We start from the raw sequence: 18,304 nt of genomic DNA on the forward strand, positions 1-18,304 counted from the left end.
GTTTCTATGTCTTTGGCTGACTTATCAATCTTTTAATCACGAAGGAAAGCAAAGATTTATTCCACTTTTGCTTTCAGGCTTCATGGGTGGAATTGTCCTGATATTTAAATTAATATTTTTGCCTATCTTGCTGGGTTTCTGGCTAACTATCTTGCTCTATTCTATAAAGCTATTTTCAGATAAATAGACCACGCGGTAGGGGCACAGCAATGCTGTGCCCCTACGACAGATGTGGTTCAAATAGATGAAAACTGCTGTAAAGTCCCTCTTTTTAAGGGGAGCCACTGCGTTGGGCGGGTTTCCTGACTTGAAGCATGTGGCGTGGATTTAGGGGGATCTAAAATGTTTTGCTTTGCCAAAAACCCCGCCCATGCGCCTCCAACATTCTCGCTAAAATATTGCGAAAAGCTTCAAAATTTGCCTTACGTAGTTTATCCGCCATCTCTGCATCTTTAGCGATCGCCTTTGAAAAAAATTTGTGATTTACTGAGTTTGTGGTGCTTTGCTAACACCTCTCTACAGACTTGAGTTACCGATATAGCCAAACACGCAATAGTGAAAGCAATTGTTCGGTATCTACGGGTAAGGAGCGATAAAATTTGCATATTGGACATTAGGCAAAACAGTTCCGATCTCCGAGTCAACAAGTGAGATTACCTACTCATCACTTCATTGAAAGCGGCGGGAAACTCAATTCCCTTGAGTGGGTGGTCGAGGTTGCTCCCCCCAACCCTTGGGGCATAGGGCATGGGCCAAACAGGTAACTTCTTCCCCATGCCCTATACTTCTCTTCTTAGGCTGCGCCAACGACAACGCTCAGTACAAGTGCCCCATTCCCCATGCCCAAAAACTCCATCCCCTTGTGGGTGGAGTTTTTTATTTCTGGGAACTCAGCACTTATGAGGGGCATAGGACAGAAAGTTTACAACTGAATAAGTCACAGTTTTGACATTGCTTGGTAATAGCTTTGTCATAAAAAACTGGTAGATTCAAGTGTCCTTAAGTAAATAAACAAATTAAAAAGATGTTTTAAAAGAGCTTTTTGCTCTAATGATGAGTACTGCGAAGTATCCTAGCATATGCTTTAAACCTTCAATTTAACCTAAATCTGAAGGGTAAAACTATAATATCTTTCGGGAGGTTTGAAACATCCTCTTAAATATCCTTTTGAGTTTTTTAACCTGACTCATAAAGCTGTAATCTTCATGTCAATAGCATTAGGAAAACGGTAGAAACAATCACTATTTTCACCTAATTATCTATTTAGAGATTTCGGTATGGATTTTACCTCTTTGCTAAAAAATCTTAAAAGACAAGAGTCAGATACTGCCTTGTCTTTTGCTCAACAGCGCCTGTGGCTTCTCGACCAGTTAAATCCTGGGAATCATACTTACAATATATCTGTAGCTATTCATCTGAAGGGTTTGCTTGACGTCAGGGCGCTGGATCAGAGTTTGCGTGAAATTATGCGGCGTCATGAGGCTTTGCGAACGACTTTTACTGCTGTAGATGGGCAATCATTACAGGTCATTGCCTCAGACTTGAAGTGGACTCTGGCAATTGTTTCTCTGAGAGAGCTTTTTGAAACTGAGCGTCAACAAGAGAGTCAACGGCTGATAACTGAATCAGTGCAGCAATCTTTTGACTTAGCCAGTGGGCCGTTACTGCGTGCAGTCTTGCAGCAATTGAGTAAAATTGAGCATATCTTGCTGCTAACGATACACGAGATTGTTGGCGATGACTGGTCGTTGGGCGTACTTTTGCAGGAACTTGCGACTTTATATGAAGCTTTTTCCAATGGCTTACCATCACCGTTGGTTGAACTACCCAGTCAGTATACTGACTTTGCTATTTGGCAGCGTGAGTGTTTGCTTAGTGAAGTGTTGGAATCTCAGCTTGCCTATTGGAAGCAGCAACTAGGAGGGAAGTTACCTATACTGGAGTTGCCAACTGACCGTCCCCGCCCGCCAGTGCAAACATATCGAGGTGCAAGACAATCTCTGAATTTGCCCAATAACTTAAGTGATGCACTTAAGTCTTTGAGTCAGCAGTCAGGAGTTACCTTGTTTGTGACTTTGTTGGCAGCATTCAAGACGTTGCTCTACCGCTATACGGGCCAAGAAGATATTATTGTTGGTTCTGCAATAGCTAACCGTAACCAACTTGAAGTTAAGGGGCTGATTGGATTATTCGCCAATAATTTAGTAATGCGAACTAACCTTTCAGAAAATCCAAGTTTTCGGGAATTGTTAGGTCGGGTGCAGGAAGTAGTTTTGTCAGCTTATGCCCACCAAGACCTGCCCTTTGAAAAGCTAGTAGAAGAACTACAGCCAGAACGAAATCTGAGCCACTCACCGTTATTTCAGGTAATGTTTGCCTTCCACAATACCCCAAGGGAACTCTGGGAAGTTCCGGGATTGACCATTACTCCTTTAAAAGTCCATAGCGGTGCTGCAAAGTTTGATCTTACCCTCGACCTGGAAGAAACTTCATCGGGGATCAAAGGTGGAATTGAATACAACACAGACTTATTCGATGCGACAACGATCGCTCGAATGGTAGGGCATTTCCAAACTTTACTTCAAGGGATCGTCGCCAACCCAGAACAGCAGATTTCAGATTTACCTCTGTTAACACCAGCCGAACAGCATCAGCTATTAGTAGAGTGGAATAATACCCAAACTGACTACGATTTATCTCAATGTCTGCACCAGTTGTTTGAAGCGCAAGTAGAGCGATCGCCTGATGCCGTAGCAGTGGTGTTTGAAGACCAACAGTTAACCTACAACGATCTCAACCAACGAGCGAATCAACTGGCGCACTATCTACAACAGCTAGGAGTAGGAGCAGAGGTACTGGTGGGAATTTGTGTAGAGCGATCGCTCGATATGATCATCGGACTGTTGGGAATCCTCAAAGCAGGTGGCGCTTACTTATCCCTTGACCCAGCATATCCCCAAGAGCGATTAGCCTTCATATTGCAGGACACTCAGTTACCAGTGTTATTGACGCAGCAGCGCCTGATAAAAAACTTGCCAGAATCTCAAACAAGGCTTGTTTGCCTAGACACGGATTGGGGAAGTATTGCTCAGGAAAGCCAAGAGAATTTTATCACTGATTGTACAACTAATAACCTAGCATATATCATCTATACCTCAGGCTCAACAGGCCAACCCAAAGGCGTCTTAGTCAATCACAGGAATGTTGTCCGCCTGTTGTTAGCAACAGAGTCTTGGTATCACTTCAACCAACAGGATGTCTTTTCACTTTTTCATTCGATTGCCTTTGATTTTTCTGTTTGGGAACTCTGGGGCGCTCTGCTGTATGGTGGAAAGTTAGTAGTAATACCTTACTGGCTGAGTCGTTCACCTGAAGACTTCTACAAATTATTGTTAACGCAGCAAGTGACAGTACTCAACCAAACGCCTTCAGCTTTTTGCCAACTTATACAAGCAGAGGAATTGTTGGGAAATGCCAACAAGTTGAGCTTGCGACTGGTGATTTTTGGCGGAGAAGCTCTGGAAATTCAGAGTTTAAGACCTTGGTTTGAGCGCCACGGCGATCAGTCTCCACAGTTAGTTAATATGTACGGCATTACGGAAACAACTGTGCATGTGACATATCGTCCACTGACAATAGCAGACTTAGAAGTTGCTTGTGGAAGTGTCATTGGTCGTCCAATTTCTGACTTGCAAGTTTACTTGTTAGATCAACAGGGACAACCAGTACCGATTGGAGTGCCAGGTGAGATGTACATTGGTGGTGCTGGAGTGGCACGAGGTTATTTAAATCGACCAGAACTAACAGCTCAAAGGTTCATCCCCAATTCCTTTAGTGATAAACCAAACGCACGCCTTTATAAATCTGGCGATCAGGCACGCTACTTGCCCAATGGAGACATTGAATACTTGGGACGCATCGACCATCAGGTAAAAGTCCGTGGTTTCCGCATCGAACTTGGAGAAATCGAAACTTTACTAGCACAACACCCCACCATACAGCAAACTGTCGTCACAGCTAGAGTTGATCATCCCGAAAACCAGCGATTAGTCGCCTACATCGTTCCTCACCCAGAACAGACACCAACCACAGAGGAACTACGCCACTTCCTCAAACAGAAACTACCAGAATATATGGTGCCTAGTGCTTTCGTTTTCCTAGACACCCTACCCCTAACCTCCAACGGCAAAATCGACCGCCGCGCTTTACCAGCACCAGACTCAACAAGGCTTGATTCCGAAAACACCTATATCGCTCCCCGCGATCAATTAGAATTCCAACTGACCAAAATTTGGTCAGAAATTTTAGGTGTCCAGCCTATCGGTGTCAGGGACAACTTCTTTGAGTTAGGAGGACACTCCATATTAGCGGTAAAACTGTTTTGGCAAATTGAAAAGACATTTAATAAAAATCTGCCTCTGGCGATTCTCTTTCAGTCCGGGACTATAGAGGCTCTAGCCAAAATAATCTGCCAAGAAAAAGACATAGTAAGAAACTTGGCTTTAGTAAATAGCTTAGAGAAATCAAAATCAAGCTGGTCATCCCTGGTAGAAATTCAACCCAACGGTTCCAAGCCACCTTTTTTCTGTATTCACGGACTGGGTGGAGAAGTCTTGTGTTTCCGTGAATTGGCACTGCATTTAGGGTCAGACCAACCATTCTACGGACTACAGCCACAAGGACTAAATGGAAAACACCCTTTCCATAGGCGGATTGAAGACATGGCAACTCACTACATTCAAGAAATTCAGACCCTTCAGCCCGATGGCCCTTATTTTCTGGGAGGTTATTCTTTTGGGGGTATAGTTGCTTTTGAGATGGCTCGGCAACTCCAAGAGCAAGGCGAAGAAGTTGGGATTCTAGCTATAGTTGATAGTTGTCGTCCAGGTTATAGCTGGCAGGCACCATTTCTGAAGCGAGTTTTTTTGCATTTAAATAATATTATTCAAGAAGGGCCTACCTACCTTTGGCAAAAGTCTGGAGAATGGAGCTATTGGCGTAAGCAGAGTCTCCAAAATAGATATAAACGTTACTTGGAAGGGGTACTGAATTTACCTGGAACTGACAAGCACTTAAAAATTATAGATACTAACACTCAAGCCATCAGCGAATATATCTTTTCACCTTATCTTGGTCGAGGTGTCCTTTTGCGGACAGAGGATCAAAATCGCGGCGAAGCTATAGGCATACAATACGATCCTCAATTCGGCTGGGGCGACCTAGTGCTTGGAGGATTAGATATCCATTACCTTCCCGGTTCTCACCTTGACCTACTTAAGGAACCCAACGTACAGGTGTTAGCCGAAACATTGAGAAATTGCTTAACGCAGGCGCAGTCTCCAAAAAATTAATTTGAACTTTTCCCTTAGTTCAGGATTTCGACGGCAATGGGATAGCATCCATGAAGCCTTGGAAAATAACTGCTATTGAAAAGATTTGCTGATTATATAACCCTAGTTCAAAGCTTGGCGATTCATCGCCCAAAAATTCATCTCAGATGAGATGAATTTTGTTTATGCTAAAACGCATTGTCCCACCAAACCTTCACCCAAAATATCTACTGTTGCAGTAAATGTATCATTGCGTAAGGGTAAGAATTTATGACTAAATATACTCAAAAATCTTGAGTCTACTTTAGTAGACTTTAGCTGTTAGCCTGGGAATTAATTTCTAGGCGGGTGAGGAAGCTAACAGATAAGCTATTTCTAGGCTTTTGTTGACACTAATGGACAGTGCCCATAAGCGTCAATTTAACGTATGACTAAACCTTATTGGATGTTACTCAACTCACGATCGCATCCGACACCCCATTCATAGATCCATTTGCAGAAGAAACCTTAACAGAATCGGCTACTAAAGAATTGGTGGGTTTGGAATTGCCTAGTACGCTTTGCTTCTTCTTGGTATTACCTCGTCGCGCACCACCCGCCATCTCGTATTCTTGGCTGTTTTTACCGTAACGGCTGCCAACTCCTAGTAACATTTTTTCTGACATCGCTATTACAGCCTTTTCTGCATTATTCAGGTCATCTGTGAGTTTGTCAATGGTAGATAATGTAGTGTTGTAGGCAGCATGCTATTGAATGTAACGAGATAATGCCTAACGTACCCAACTCTCTAAACTGTAACACCCTCCAACTCCTCATCTGTTAACTCATATAATTGACGCAACTTATCCAACTTCTCACTATCAGCTTGCCAGAAACCGCGCCCATGCGCCTCTAACATTCTGCCTAAAATATTGCGAAAAGCTTCAGGATTTGCCTTACGTAATTTATCCGCCATCTCTTCATCTAACGCATAAGTATCAGCCGCTTGGTCATAAACCCAATCATCGGTAAAATCGGCAGTACCACCCCAACCAATCAACGCCGTCATTCGTTGGGAAATTTCAAAAGCACCACCAGAACCTTGATTCGCCATCGCTTGCGCCCATTTGGGATTTACCAACTTAGTGCGATACTCCATCCGCAGCAAATCATCTAAATTGCGGGGTGTAGTATCTTTCGAGAAACTTTCCACAAAACTGGTTGTAACCTTCTTACCGCCTTGTTTTTCTGCTGCCCTTTTTAAACCGCCGGTATTGGCGTAATATTCTTGAATATCAGTTAAACCATATTCTACCGAATCGATTTCTTGAACAATGCGATCGCTAGTTTTTAACAACGTGTTCAAGACTTCCGGTCTAGCTTCACCTTTATCTTCTCTCCCGTAGCTAAACACATTGCGACTTTGCCAAGTATTGCCTAACTCCTCGCCAGATTCCCAGTTACCATCCACAACTCGATCATTCACCAAAGAACCAAAATCACCTGCCGGATTAGAAAACAATCTCGCCGATGCATTTTCCACACCTTGGGCTTTTAAAGCTAAAGCGTGTCTTCTAATAAAATTCTGATCTTCGGGTTCATCAGCATTAGCTGCGCGTTGAAATAAATCATCTAACAATTCGATGATATTGACAAAACTATCCCGGAAAATCCCAGACAAATTACCCAATATATCAATGCGAGGATGTCCAACATCCACCAACGGCTTCAATTCATAACGAACAATTCTACCAGTTCCTTCCTTAACAGGTTCAGCCCCCACCAATTCCAACAGAATTCCCAGAGATTCACCCTTAGTTTTAATCGCATCCAATCCCCAAAGCATCACCGCCACCGTTTCTGGATATGTCCCATATTCATCCAAATGCTGGGCGATAATTTTTTTAGCAATTTCTCGTCCCCGTTGGTATGCCGCAGGAGAAGGCATCCGATAAGGGTCTAAAGCATGAATATTCCTCCCAGTCGGTAAAACACCAGCACCATCCCGCAACAAATCCCCACCCGGCGCAGGCGGAATATATTCCCCATTCAACCCCCTTAACAAATTCGTTAACTCATCCGTAGATTGCATTAACAAATCCCTTATTACTCTTTGCTCCTCCTCTCTTTCTTCTTCTTCGCGTCCTTCTCTTCGAGATACTTCGTGAACGCGCCTTCTCTGCGTGACACTTCGCGAACGCGGTTCGTTTATTCCATCCTCCTTCCCAAAATAAGCCTCCAAATACGCCGCCAATTCCTCCTCATTCGGTGCTTCCCCCAAAGTATGCAACCCAGAAGAAAACAACCGATTTTCTAACACTTGCAAATATCCATATACCTCCACCAAATAATCATCAAAAGCATGAGTGCTAAACATCCGAACATTTTCGGGAGTAAACGCAATCCCCAACCGTTTCGCATCTGCAAACGGACAATCTGCATCCAACCCAGAGTCCACAATTTTTTTACAAATCCCTTCCTTAAGGACATAATTCTTTTGTGGATCTTCACGATACTCCGAAATCAAATCACGCAATGCTACCAATTCTTTATACAAACCTGCACGACCATAAGGTGGTACATTATGGGAAATCAACACACCATAACCGCGACGTTTTGCCAACATCGATTCCGAAGGATTATTCGCCGCATATATATATAGATTAGGCAAATTTCCTAACAAAATATCCGACCAAGAATAACCCGTATTACCCAAAGGAGAACCAGGCAACCATTCCACCGTTCCATGCATTCCAAAGTGAACTATAGCATCAGCTTGAAACTCATTTTGGAGCCATTTATAATAAGCAACATATTGCGGATGGGGCGTTAAATCTCGTTCAAACATTAAACGCATGGGGTCGCCTTGTATGCCCAAAGGTGGTTGTACACCTATCCACACATTCCCTAATTGCACACCGCCAATCTGGAATTCGTCGCCATAAGTTTTAATTCCAGTTCCCGTGAGAGACTTCCATTGTTTTTCAATGCGGGAAGTTTGCAGATATCCCAACCATTTTTCTAATGTGCGGACATTTACAGATGCCGGGATATTCTCCGCGTCATTTAAAGATTCATCCGCTTCTTTCACCCAGCGAATCAATTCTTCCCCATCATCAGGCAAATCTCCGACGGTATAACCTTGTTCTTTGAGTGCGTGGAGAAACTTCAGCAAACTACGTGGGACATTTAATAATGCAGCTGTCCCCACAGCACCATAACCGGGAGGAAACCCATATAAAATGATCGCAATCTTGCGTTCTGAAGCAGGTTTTTGTCGCAAAGCTACCCAACTTTTCACCCTACCAATTAATCGTTGTACCCGTTCGGGAACCAGATAAATATTTTCACCCACCAAACCACCGAGGGGAATAGTATCAATAGCCCCATCCAATTCTGGTAAGGCGTACAACACGACACTTTGCAATCCGCCGACACCTTGGCGTGTCCACGAGTGGATATCTTGAATTAATAATGGTGCAGCAACAATATAAGGTACATTCTTAGCAGTGAGGATGCGCTTTGCTACTTCCACCTGACGCCCAGCTTCCATTGAACCAGCCGGGCCACCCACCAGAGGAAAGCCAATTGTAGAAACGATCGCATTCACTTTTACTGCTTCACTAGATAGTGAGGGAGTCTCAATATTACCTAGTTGGCGTTGCTGAATTTCATAGTCGGTTGTCATCCAATCTCGTACCGCCACATGTCCTTCTACACCGTTGATGAAAATGGGTAAAGGAGTTAACCCGGCTAATTCAAAACTGCGAATTAGTTGGGGAATGTAGGGTTGTTTGGTGATGACGTGTTTTCGGTAGAGTAATATGCCTACAACTGGGGAGACGCGATTAGGGGAGATGCAATTAGGGGAGATGCGATTAGGGGAGATGCGATGAATCGCGTCTCTACAATAGGTTTTATACCATTCCAGATACTCACGGGGCGATTCAAAAAATCCTGGATAGTCGGGATGGAGTAATCCGATGTTGGGGGTTTCAATTGGTGGGGGAATATCGCCGACTTTTAAACCTAAGTATTTTTCTGCCAGTATCCAGAATAATGAAGCGACGTTTTCTTGGCCGCCAGCATTCCAGTAACCATAGATAATTAACCAGTTGCGTAAGTCTTGGACTTTTTGCACTGGTACGTATTTCAGTAGTTTGGGGCCAATTTTTAAGAAGCTGATGTAACCAGCGAGTTTGTCTTCTTCTCGGCCGTTGCTAAATTTGTCGAGGATGAATTTAACTGGTTTGGGCATTCCTTTGGGGTTGTCGCCAATGGCAAAAATACCCAGCTTGGTTAAACTCATCAATTCTAAGGCTGACTCAAACACTAGGCGGATGGGAATTTGGGCAATGCGATCGCGCAGCCACACAACCTGGTCATAATCAAATAGTAGGCTACCGAAAAATACATCCGCGTCATGAAGTGCTGCTTCTACCTCGGTGCGTTTGGTGGTAAGATCGCGATCGCTAAATACCCGAATATCCAACTCAGGACAGCGAGAGTTAGCCAAAAAAGCTGCTTTTCTATACAAGTCAGCGTTGAACGATTCAAACCCAGCAACCAAGACGATGCGTTTCATGCCTGTAAGCTACGAAATATTTCTTTACTTAAATTTTAAACTGGCTCACAGGCTGATTGTTAAATATCTACCCACAGATTCCAGTCAGTAGTTACTTGAGGTAGGAGGTAAATTCGGCTACCATCTCAATTAACCAGACAATTACTTGAGCAACTGGTTAAAGGTAGGCAAACTTCCGCCACAATGTACTAGGTACATTTGTCATGGCTTTCTACTTTTACAAGCGTTATTATCTGAAATAATGGAGGTAATTGCTGCATTTCAATTTATTGCAAAAATTAACTGATTATTCCAGATTTTGATAAATTATAATAGTTGTGTTTTTGATGACAATATACTTTTAAAAATTGATAATTCATAATTATGTAATAGAAAGGTGATTTAAACCCCAACTAAAACAAGACTGCTTGTAGACGCAGGCGAATCAAACAATTTTTAATTATGTTGGATTAGGAGATTTTACCACAAAAAAATTGCTGTTCATGTTCACCGAAAAACTTATTTTGTTTACCAGGATAGTCATGCTTAAAATAATGCTGACATTGCCAACAAGTACTTAAACAAATTTCTTAACAAAACTTTGTCTCTATAATTGAAAGAGTTTGGAACTAGTGTAAAAATAAGTAAAATGAGGATGAAATCATGAAATTTGGAATTGATAGCGGGCACAATTGTCCACCAGACACAGGAGCCAGAGGAATTAAATTTGAGGATAATTTAACTCTAGATGTAGGTAATAGAGTTATAGCCAAGTTAAGAGCTTTAGGAAATGAAGTCGTAGTATGTAAACCAAGTAGTGCTAGTACAGTACGTGAATCACTCTCAAAAAGATGTTCTACAGCTAATGCGAGTAAAGTAGATATTTACGTCTCGATTCATTTTAACTGTTTTAACGGACAAGCTAACGGCACAGAAGTATTTGCGACTAGCGATACGGGGACAAAAATCGCTAAACCTGTACTAGATGAAATCGTCAAGTTAGGATTTTTTAATCGCGGCGTTAAGAGTGGTTCCCATTTGTATGTTCTGAAAAATACAGATATGCCTGCGATTCTGGTAGAAGGTTGCTTTGTCGATTCACAAAAAGATATGAATCTTTATAATCCAGAAGCAATGGCTAATGCCATCGTCAAAGGCTTAACTGGTAAAGTGCCAAGTGTTCCTGTTAAGCCCGTACCAGATGAAGAGGAGAATCTAGATACCACTATTCAGAGACTGCAAAAAGCCTTAAATAGACTCAAAATAACTGATAAGAATGGTAATGCGTTAGTGGAAGATGGCTTCACCGGGGCTAACACAAAATCTGCCGTAGAAAAATTTCAGACTATTGTCGGGGTTCAGGCCACTGGAATTGCTGATGATACTACATGGAATGCCATAAATCTAATTTTGGCAAAACGAATTATCAGACCAAACCATGCTGGCGGTGCAGTTGTCAGATACTTGCAATACCGTGTAGGTGTTGATAATGATGGTGTCTATGGGCCGCAAACAGAGGTTGCAATTAAGAACTTTCAAAAGCAAAATGGTTTAGAAGCTGATGGGATTGTCGGGCCTACTAATTGGCAGAAATTAATTGGTTAGGCTGATGGCAGATTGCTCATCTGGATTATAAAAGTATAGCGATCGCAGATGTAAATTTCTGCATCCTATAGCTATTTTAGGACTTACGCAGCGATGATTAGTTATTGCGTCGGTTTATCGAATAGCTCAAGAAAACCTCAAAGATTGGTTATCCTACGCAAAACCTGTCCCTCTCCTTAGCAAGGCTAAGGATTTGCCCTCATCCCCCAACCCCTTCTCCCACATCTGGGAGAAGGGGAGCCAGAATTTCAAAGTCCCTCTCCCAGATGTGGGAGAGGGATTTAGGATGAGGGCAAAAACTACGGTTCTCAACTTAGATGATGGTAAATATATAGAACCTCCACCAGCATGATAGGTTTCCACAAATTCCATATCAGGCTTAGTCGGATCAGCCCCTTCTGTACCAGATTTAATCAGAATTGGGCCATCAGGAATTAAGGTTAAATAAATCGTGCAGTGATTAACAAATCGTTTGTGCATAACTAAATTTTCTTGATAAAAACCTGGAATATTAAGCAGCTACCAGATTGTTTAGCTGCGATTCACACTGTTGAAAGACATAATTAACGACAGCAAAGAGTTTATCTAGCTCATAAATTGTGTAAGGTAGAATATTTCTAGTAAATGCTTCTCCTTCTAACTTGCCAAATTGCCATACTGCACCATTAGAAACAATACCAAAGATAATTATTTCTAATTCCCCGTTAAGCCTTTGAGCCGGAATCATTTCTGCTAAACATTGCGCCCAACCAGTTTCAAAATTATCCTGTTTTGCTTCTACTAAAATGAAATATGGCTTATCAAATACCACTTTTCCTAAAGGAGATTTTTTAGCCAAAATATACTCAGGAAAGCCTGATAATTTTTCATCATAATTTAATGAATGATGACCCCATAAAATGAACTGACTGCGGTAGCACTTCCAAACTTCTTTGAGGACTGGATAAATCAGATTTTCACAAATAGAAAACTCTGAGTTATCAACAACACCATCCCGCATCATAGTTTCTAAATCTTCCCGGAAGTAGTCAGAGACATTAAACTCAGCTTCGCTTATGAAATGAGCTTCTGTATAGATAACCTGAAATGCTTTGAGGACTTCGCCCATAGTTTTATAACTACTAAAAGCCATATTTACCTGCTTAATAATTTTGTGTTGCTTCAACTGTGGAACTCTTATTCATATTGTCTCTTAAATGATTGATCAGAGCATAAATCCAATCCGGCTTGAAGTCCTGACCATCTTTATAGCTGGATATATCATCAGGTGTATTACTGCTGACTAATTCTTGTAGGTATGTCAGTAACTTTTCTGGGTCGTTGTTGACATCAAACCAGCGCATTTTCTCAATTTCTAGTTTAACGACACCCAACCCACGCGATCGCCCCCCACCCAGAGGTATTTGTTCTGTTTCAAACTGGTGTAAACCAATTATCAACAGTCCCAATTCCCAAGGTTCCGCATTTTTTACCACCGCTTTCAAGTCAAATTGTGCCGCAGCCGGAACCACTTGAAAATCGTAAAGTTTACCATCTGCGGCTGTTTCGGTGTCTCGGTCAATTGCTACACCGTCTCTTTCTTGATATTGTCCAAACCAAGTATCAGTGACTTGCATATATATAAGCAAGTCACTGATACTTACTTTGCCCAATTGAGTTAAAGATTGGGGAATCTTAATTTCTTTTTTATGGGTGTTGTTATTTCCGTAATATTTCTGAAGTGTTTGCTTTGAAAAACGGATTCTTGAGTCTTAACGTTTGATTCCCTTAAACCGTTGTTGCGCCACTTGAAATGCTTCTTGCATCACCAATTGAATTTTCTGTTGATCGGGTTTCTTACCTCCCATTAAATCACCAAAGTAAACGCAGGCTGCTTCCCCTAGTGCCCAGGTATAGGCGGCTGCCCAAGAGGCGGCGATCGCACTGCCAAAACCTGGTATAAATTTAATTAACTCCCGTGCGATCGCCTGTGCTAAAAAACCACCTGCGATCGCACTCACAACGCCTCCCGCCTGGGATGGAGTAATTGTCTGCCCATATAATTTACCCAATAGACCCACCATTGATACTTGCAAGGCAGTGAGTACAGGCATTGTGGCAAATGGCAAAGGTACAGCCGCGAGGGTGGCAGACATAATCGCAAATGGCAAAATATAACGGCGTGCAGCATCTCGGTAAAGGTTGCCAATTTGCTTTCCAGCTTCTTCTTGATCCAATAGCTGATAAATCGCCTGGGCTTCTGCTTGTGGGAGTAATTCTGCCAAAGAATCTCGCAGCGCTTCTAAGCCATAAAATACCGGCGTGTAGCCATCTTCTTCTAAGGTAAAGTCAATTAGTACAGAGTGGTTAGTTATTCTGACGAAGGCTTGTTGCATTGCAGCAAATGCGCGGTTGACTTCCTGATCATCTGGCGGATAGGCGGGATGATCGACGGTATCACGAGGATAAACCTCATGTAAGCAGGTAACTACCAACAGACAGGGAATGTTTGGATACTGGTGGCGCAACTGTTGAGCAATTTGTCGTAGCGTCTCAGTTGCAAAATCATTGATTTTAACCGTCAGCAGCAGGATTCTAGCGGAATGAGTTTCCTGTTGTAAATCCCGAACCAACTCCTGAATAATTGCCTGAGTATCTTGTTTAACATCACCAAGTCCCACCGTATCAGTAAAAATTAGTAACGGCAGGTCATTAGAAGGATAGGCATAGCGCTGGGTGTGTTGCGTGTGGGGACGAAATCCCTGACCAACAATTTCGGCAGAAACTCCCGTCAATCCCCGCACAATAGAACTTTTTCCGGCTTGAGGTTTACCAATTAGCAGCGCTTCAGTAGTTGGTAGTTCAGCTCGAACTTTCTCTAAAATCTCTGCAACCTGATCCTCGCTCACACTAAACCATTCAACAACTGTCTGTCCCAGTTGTTCTACGGGTAAGAGTTGCGTTAGACGTGTTGTTGCTTTGTTCCAGACACCAGCAATGCGATTTGTCCACGAATTATCGACCGACTTTGTTATAGTATCAGTCGGTTCACTCAATTGTTGAGAATCAGTTGACGGTGAGTCAGCATCACGTTGCTCAGTCATTTCCATCCAAATGGTAGATAGAAGTGAACTACTCAGACTTGCCTAAGGCTGAAGTCTGAGCTTCCCAATTCATCGGGAATAGCCTCCAGAACTCCGTAGTACTAGAAAGTCTAACATTCCCTCCTCTTGTCAGGAGTCCTGGTTCCCAAGACCCAAATCTTTTACCCTGAGCGAAGTCGTTGGCGTTCGCGTTAGCGTCTCTGAAAGAGAAGCCTCTCGTTGGCGCAGCCTCTCATTGGCGCAGCCTCTCGAAGAGAAGAGAAGGGTTCTCTTGCAACATATACCTATAAGAAAAGGTTTTCGCTTGTGGCATTGATGGTAAAAAGCCCACATTAGCGGGCTTTTTAAATTAATCAAGTAACTAAACTTAACGTTTCGCCAACTTCTTCGACATCTTCCGCAAACGAATCGATTGGGGTGTAACTTCTACCAATTCATCGGAACCAATGTATTCCAAAGCACGCTCTAGGCTCATGTCTATTGGTGCTTGCAGTTGCACTAGTTCTTCACTACCAGCAGCCCGGTGGTTGGTTAACTGCTTGGTCTTACAGATATTTAGTTCCAAATCTTGGGAACGATTGTGTTCTCCGACAATCATGCCTCTATAAACCTTTGTGCCGGGAATAATAAAGAATGCTCCTCTATCTTCAGCATTTCTCATGGCGTAGAAGGTAGAAACGCCTTCTTCAAAGGAGATTAAAACGCCTTTGTTACGGGCTTCAATGTCGCCACTGAGTGGACGGTAATCTAAGAAGCTGTGATTCATGATGCCTTCACCACGAGTCATCCGCATGAATTCACCCCGGAAACCAATCAAACCACGGGCGGGAATCACAAACTCTAGTTGGGTGCGATCGCCACTACCGGGCTGCATATCTTGCATTTCGCCTTTGCGTTGTCCCAAGCGTTCAATACAGCTACCCACACCATCAGCAGGAATGTCTAACACCAGAAGTTCAAAGGGTTCGCAAGGTTGACCGTTGATTTCGCGGTAAATTACCTGTGGCTGAGATACCTGAAACTCGAAGCCTTCCCGACGCATGGTTTCAATTAAGATACCTAAGTGGAGTTCTCCACGACCGGAAACGAGGAATTTATCGGGAGAATCGGTTTCTTCGACACGCAAAGCAACGTTGGTTTCAAGTTCGCGGAATAGGCGATCGCGTATTTGTCTTGATGTCACCAACTTACCTTCTTGACCTGCAAAGGGCGAATCATTCACCCAGAAGGCCATTTGCAAGGTTGGTTCATCCACTTTAATTAGTGGTAAAGCTTGCGGATCATTGGGGTCAGTAATCGTTTCCCCAATATAAGCATCAGCGAAACCAGCCACCGCAACAATATAACCTGCGCTTGCTTCTTCCATCTCTACGCGCTTCAGTCCATCAAAGCCCATCAATTTGGTAATTTTACCCTTGACAATAGTACCATCTTCTGTTACTAAAGCTGCTTGCTGTCCTGAGCGGATAGTACCGTTGTGAATTCTGCCAATGACAATCCGGCCTAGATATTCAGAATAATCTAGGGTTGTCACTTGCAATTGTAGAGGCTTAGTGCTGTCGCCTACTGGTGGTGGAACGTGTTGCAGAATCGCGTTAAACAGGGGTTGCATATCTACCGATTCTGCTTCCAAGCTTTCTTTGGCGAAACCTGCCATCCCGGAGGCAAACAAATAGGTAAAATCACACTGGTCTTCATCTGCCCCTAATTCCAAGAACAGATCCAAGACTTTATCAACAGCAACGTGGGGATCAGCTTGACCACGGTCGATTTTGTTGATAATTACGATGGGGCGCAGCCCTTTTTCCAAAGCTTTTTTGAGTACAAAGCGGGTTTGGGGCATGGGGCCTTCATTGGCATCAACAATCAGAAGACATCCGTCAACCATGCCGAGTACCCGTTCAACTTCGCCACCAAAGTCAGCGTGTCCAGGAGTATCAACAATATTGATTAGCGTTTCTTTGTAGCGAACTGCTGTATTTTTGGACAGAATAGTAATACCCCGTTCCCGTTCTAGGGCGTTGGAGTCCATAACGCAATCCGGAACGTCTTCGCCTTCGCGGAAAATGCCGGATTGTTTGAGGAGTGCGTCAACCAGGGTAGTTTTGCCGTGGTCAACGTGGGCGATAATGGCGACGTTGCGAATTGGGAGCGTCATAGAAGCTTTTGGTGAACTCTAGAGGGGGTTTTGAGATTTACATTTTAATGCTAGGCTGTTTTAACAGAATTAAGTATGATTAGCAAACTCTGTAAAGAACCTTTAATAATTCTAGCGTAATCGTCACAATTGCGTTGAGGTTTATCAAGGCGGCATTGCGATCGCCTAAGTATATGTGCCCGTAAAAGAGGTTCGGAAATATTTAGACTTGATGTTGGGTTTCACTACCCTTCAGGTGTCTACCTTCTACCCAACCTACGAATGATTAAATTCCATAGCCTTTTTGTGGTGTTCTGTATTTAAGTACTTGACCAAACTAAAAATGAAGGGTGAGGATAAGTAGGGGAAAGGGGGGGAGAATTAACCGTAAGGTTGATGTAGTGGATTAGTAGACTGATTTTAAATAGTAAAAATGTACTAATTCAATAAATTTAAACTAAAATATGTGTAAGTGACCATTAAAAATAGCTAAGATAAGTTAACCAGTCTTAATTTGCGAGTCTGATTATGATTGATTGTCTAAATGTGGCTCGCTACTTCATTATCAGAGCTTACGAAGACAGTATAGAAGCAGAAATGACCAATATGAAGGTTCAAAAGCTTCTGTATTACGCACAAAGCTTATATTTGGCAATGTATGATCCAGCCATTGCTTGAAGCAGAAATACAAGCATGGCGCTATGGTCATTTCACAAGCTGGAGTTGAAGGTATCTAAAGGCGCTTCAGGACAAATTAGATGAATGTATTTAGTCAATACAACTGATTGCGTAATCAAGCTTGTGTGGATTTATAGCGATGAGCAATTTGCAAAACGCCCTACTGAGGTGGATTTAAAGAGCGTTTTTAAGGAAATCTTAGATTATTTTAATTTTTTAGATTCATCAAAAACATTTAATTATATAAAACTAGCATTAAAAATTAATCCGCCTGGGGATAGAAGAAAAATTTAAATTATAAAGGTAGAAAAACAGAGTTTGTAACGAAAAGTTATGTTTATCTACCCAAAGGTGTAAGTGCGCTCGCTCAAAAGAAAGAGGCAACATACTTAACTTCTATGTCAAGGTTGTATAAGTTAACAATGATGAAGACTGCGGAGGAGAAGACGGATGGTAACTACTTTAGATGATACGAAACGCAATGCTATTGCTGTAAAATTGGCAAGTATCAAAGCACTGCAAGAGTTGGTAATTGAAAATGAGAAATTGCTTTTGAAAGAAGGACTTGATGCCGAAATTACCGATCGCATTCGGAATTTCATCAATGATAACGAAAAAAATCTTGGCGTTCTGGAAACTGTAATTGGTCAGTATCGCATTCAGGCTGAAGCCAAAAAAACTGTTAGACAATTCATTGAAAAAGCTGGCGAATTGTTCAAAGATTCCGAGTTGAGCCTGTATGAAAAAGTATTTCAGCATGAATTGCTCAAACATCAACTAGTAATAAGTGCCATTAGCAACAACTTGACCACTGAGCAAAGTGAACAACTTGCTACTGAATTCAAAGCTGCTAAGACCCGGATTCAACAAAAACTGGGTGTTGTTACCGAAGCGAAAGTGTAGGATGCTTTCGGGCTTATGATATCCG

Annotated in this window: 11 protein-coding genes and 2 pseudogenes; 5 read left to right on the forward strand and 8 right to left on the reverse strand. The window is 42.5% G+C overall.

The window, feature by feature from the left end:
* Positions 1-187, forward strand: a 187-nt coding sequence (locus ACYTXL_RS24480; RefSeq protein ID WP_461926988.1) for a hypothetical protein, incomplete at its 5' end; no start/stop codon positions are given.
* A gap of 162 nt (positions 188-349) precedes the next feature.
* Here the strand turns inward: ACYTXL_RS24480 and ACYTXL_RS24485 are convergent.
* Positions 350-487 (reverse strand): annotated as a pseudogene (locus ACYTXL_RS24485) (cobaltochelatase subunit CobN); the annotation flags it as partial.
* Positions 488-1,277: 790 nt separating this feature from the next.
* Here ACYTXL_RS24485 and ACYTXL_RS24490 point away from each other — a divergent pair.
* Positions 1,278-5,351, forward strand: coding sequence for a non-ribosomal peptide synthetase (locus ACYTXL_RS24490; RefSeq protein WP_461926989.1), 4,074 nt, complete (start codon positions 1,278-1,280; stop codon positions 5,349-5,351).
* A gap of 431 nt (positions 5,352-5,782) precedes the next feature.
* Here ACYTXL_RS24490 and ACYTXL_RS24495 read toward each other — a convergent pair whose 3' ends face one another.
* Together ACYTXL_RS24495 and bchH are read right to left on the reverse strand one after the other, a co-directional pair.
* Complete coding sequence (locus ACYTXL_RS24495; protein ID WP_461926990.1) at positions 5,783-5,995, reverse strand: hypothetical protein; 213 nt, start codon at positions 5,993-5,995, stop codon at positions 5,783-5,785.
* Positions 5,996-6,117: 122 nt separating this feature from the next.
* Positions 6,118-9,894, reverse strand: coding sequence for a magnesium chelatase subunit H (gene bchH / locus ACYTXL_RS24500; RefSeq protein ID WP_461926991.1), 3,777 nt, complete (start codon positions 9,892-9,894; stop codon positions 6,118-6,120).
* 642 nt (positions 9,895-10,536) lie between these two features.
* On the opposite strand from bchH, the gene ACYTXL_RS24505 reads away from it, so the two are divergent.
* Positions 10,537-11,478 (forward strand): N-acetylmuramoyl-L-alanine amidase, encoded by a 942-nt coding sequence (locus ACYTXL_RS24505; RefSeq protein ID WP_461926992.1) that lies wholly within the window; start codon positions 10,537-10,539, stop codon positions 11,476-11,478.
* 291 nt (positions 11,479-11,769) lie between these two features.
* Here ACYTXL_RS24505 and ACYTXL_RS24510 read toward each other — a convergent pair.
* The 5 genes and pseudogenes from ACYTXL_RS24510 to typA form a co-directional block, all read right to left on the reverse strand.
* Positions 11,770-11,958, reverse strand: a pseudogene (locus ACYTXL_RS24510) (RAMP superfamily CRISPR-associated protein); the annotation flags it as partial.
* A 31-nt stretch (positions 11,959-11,989) separates the two neighbouring features.
* Entirely contained in the window at positions 11,990-12,610 is a 621-nt protein-coding gene (locus ACYTXL_RS24515; protein ID WP_461926998.1) for a hypothetical protein, read from the reverse strand.
* Between the two features lie 10 nt (positions 12,611-12,620).
* Positions 12,621-13,094 carry a type III CRISPR-associated RAMP protein Csx7 gene (gene csx7, locus ACYTXL_RS24520; RefSeq protein WP_461926993.1) on the reverse strand — a complete coding sequence of 158 codons (474 nt, stop codon included), beginning with the start codon at positions 13,092-13,094 and terminating at the stop codon, positions 12,621-12,623.
* Positions 13,095-13,229: 135 nt separating this feature from the next.
* A complete protein-coding gene (locus ACYTXL_RS24525) occupies positions 13,230-14,561 on the reverse strand; it encodes a GTPase family protein (protein WP_461926994.1) in 1,332 nt (443 codons plus the stop codon).
* A 367-nt stretch (positions 14,562-14,928) separates the two neighbouring features.
* On the reverse strand, positions 14,929-16,719 hold the full coding sequence (gene typA, locus ACYTXL_RS24530) for a translational GTPase TypA (protein WP_461926995.1): 1,791 nt from the start codon (positions 16,717-16,719) through the stop codon (positions 14,929-14,931).
* 780 nt (positions 16,720-17,499) lie between these two features.
* On the opposite strand from typA, the gene ACYTXL_RS24535 reads away from it, so the two are divergent.
* Both ACYTXL_RS24535 and ACYTXL_RS24540 read left to right on the forward strand, forming a co-directional pair.
* Complete coding sequence (locus ACYTXL_RS24535) at positions 17,500-17,670, forward strand: hypothetical protein (protein WP_461926996.1); 171 nt, start codon at positions 17,500-17,502, stop codon at positions 17,668-17,670.
* A 156-nt stretch (positions 17,671-17,826) separates the two neighbouring features.
* The gene (locus ACYTXL_RS24540) at positions 17,827-18,279 is read left to right on the forward strand and encodes a hypothetical protein (RefSeq protein WP_461926997.1); all 453 of its coding nucleotides are present in this window, start codon (positions 17,827-17,829) and stop codon (positions 18,277-18,279) included.
* Positions 18,280-18,304 lie beyond the last annotated feature (25 nt).

The organism is Nostoc sp. (assembly GCF_054880495.1).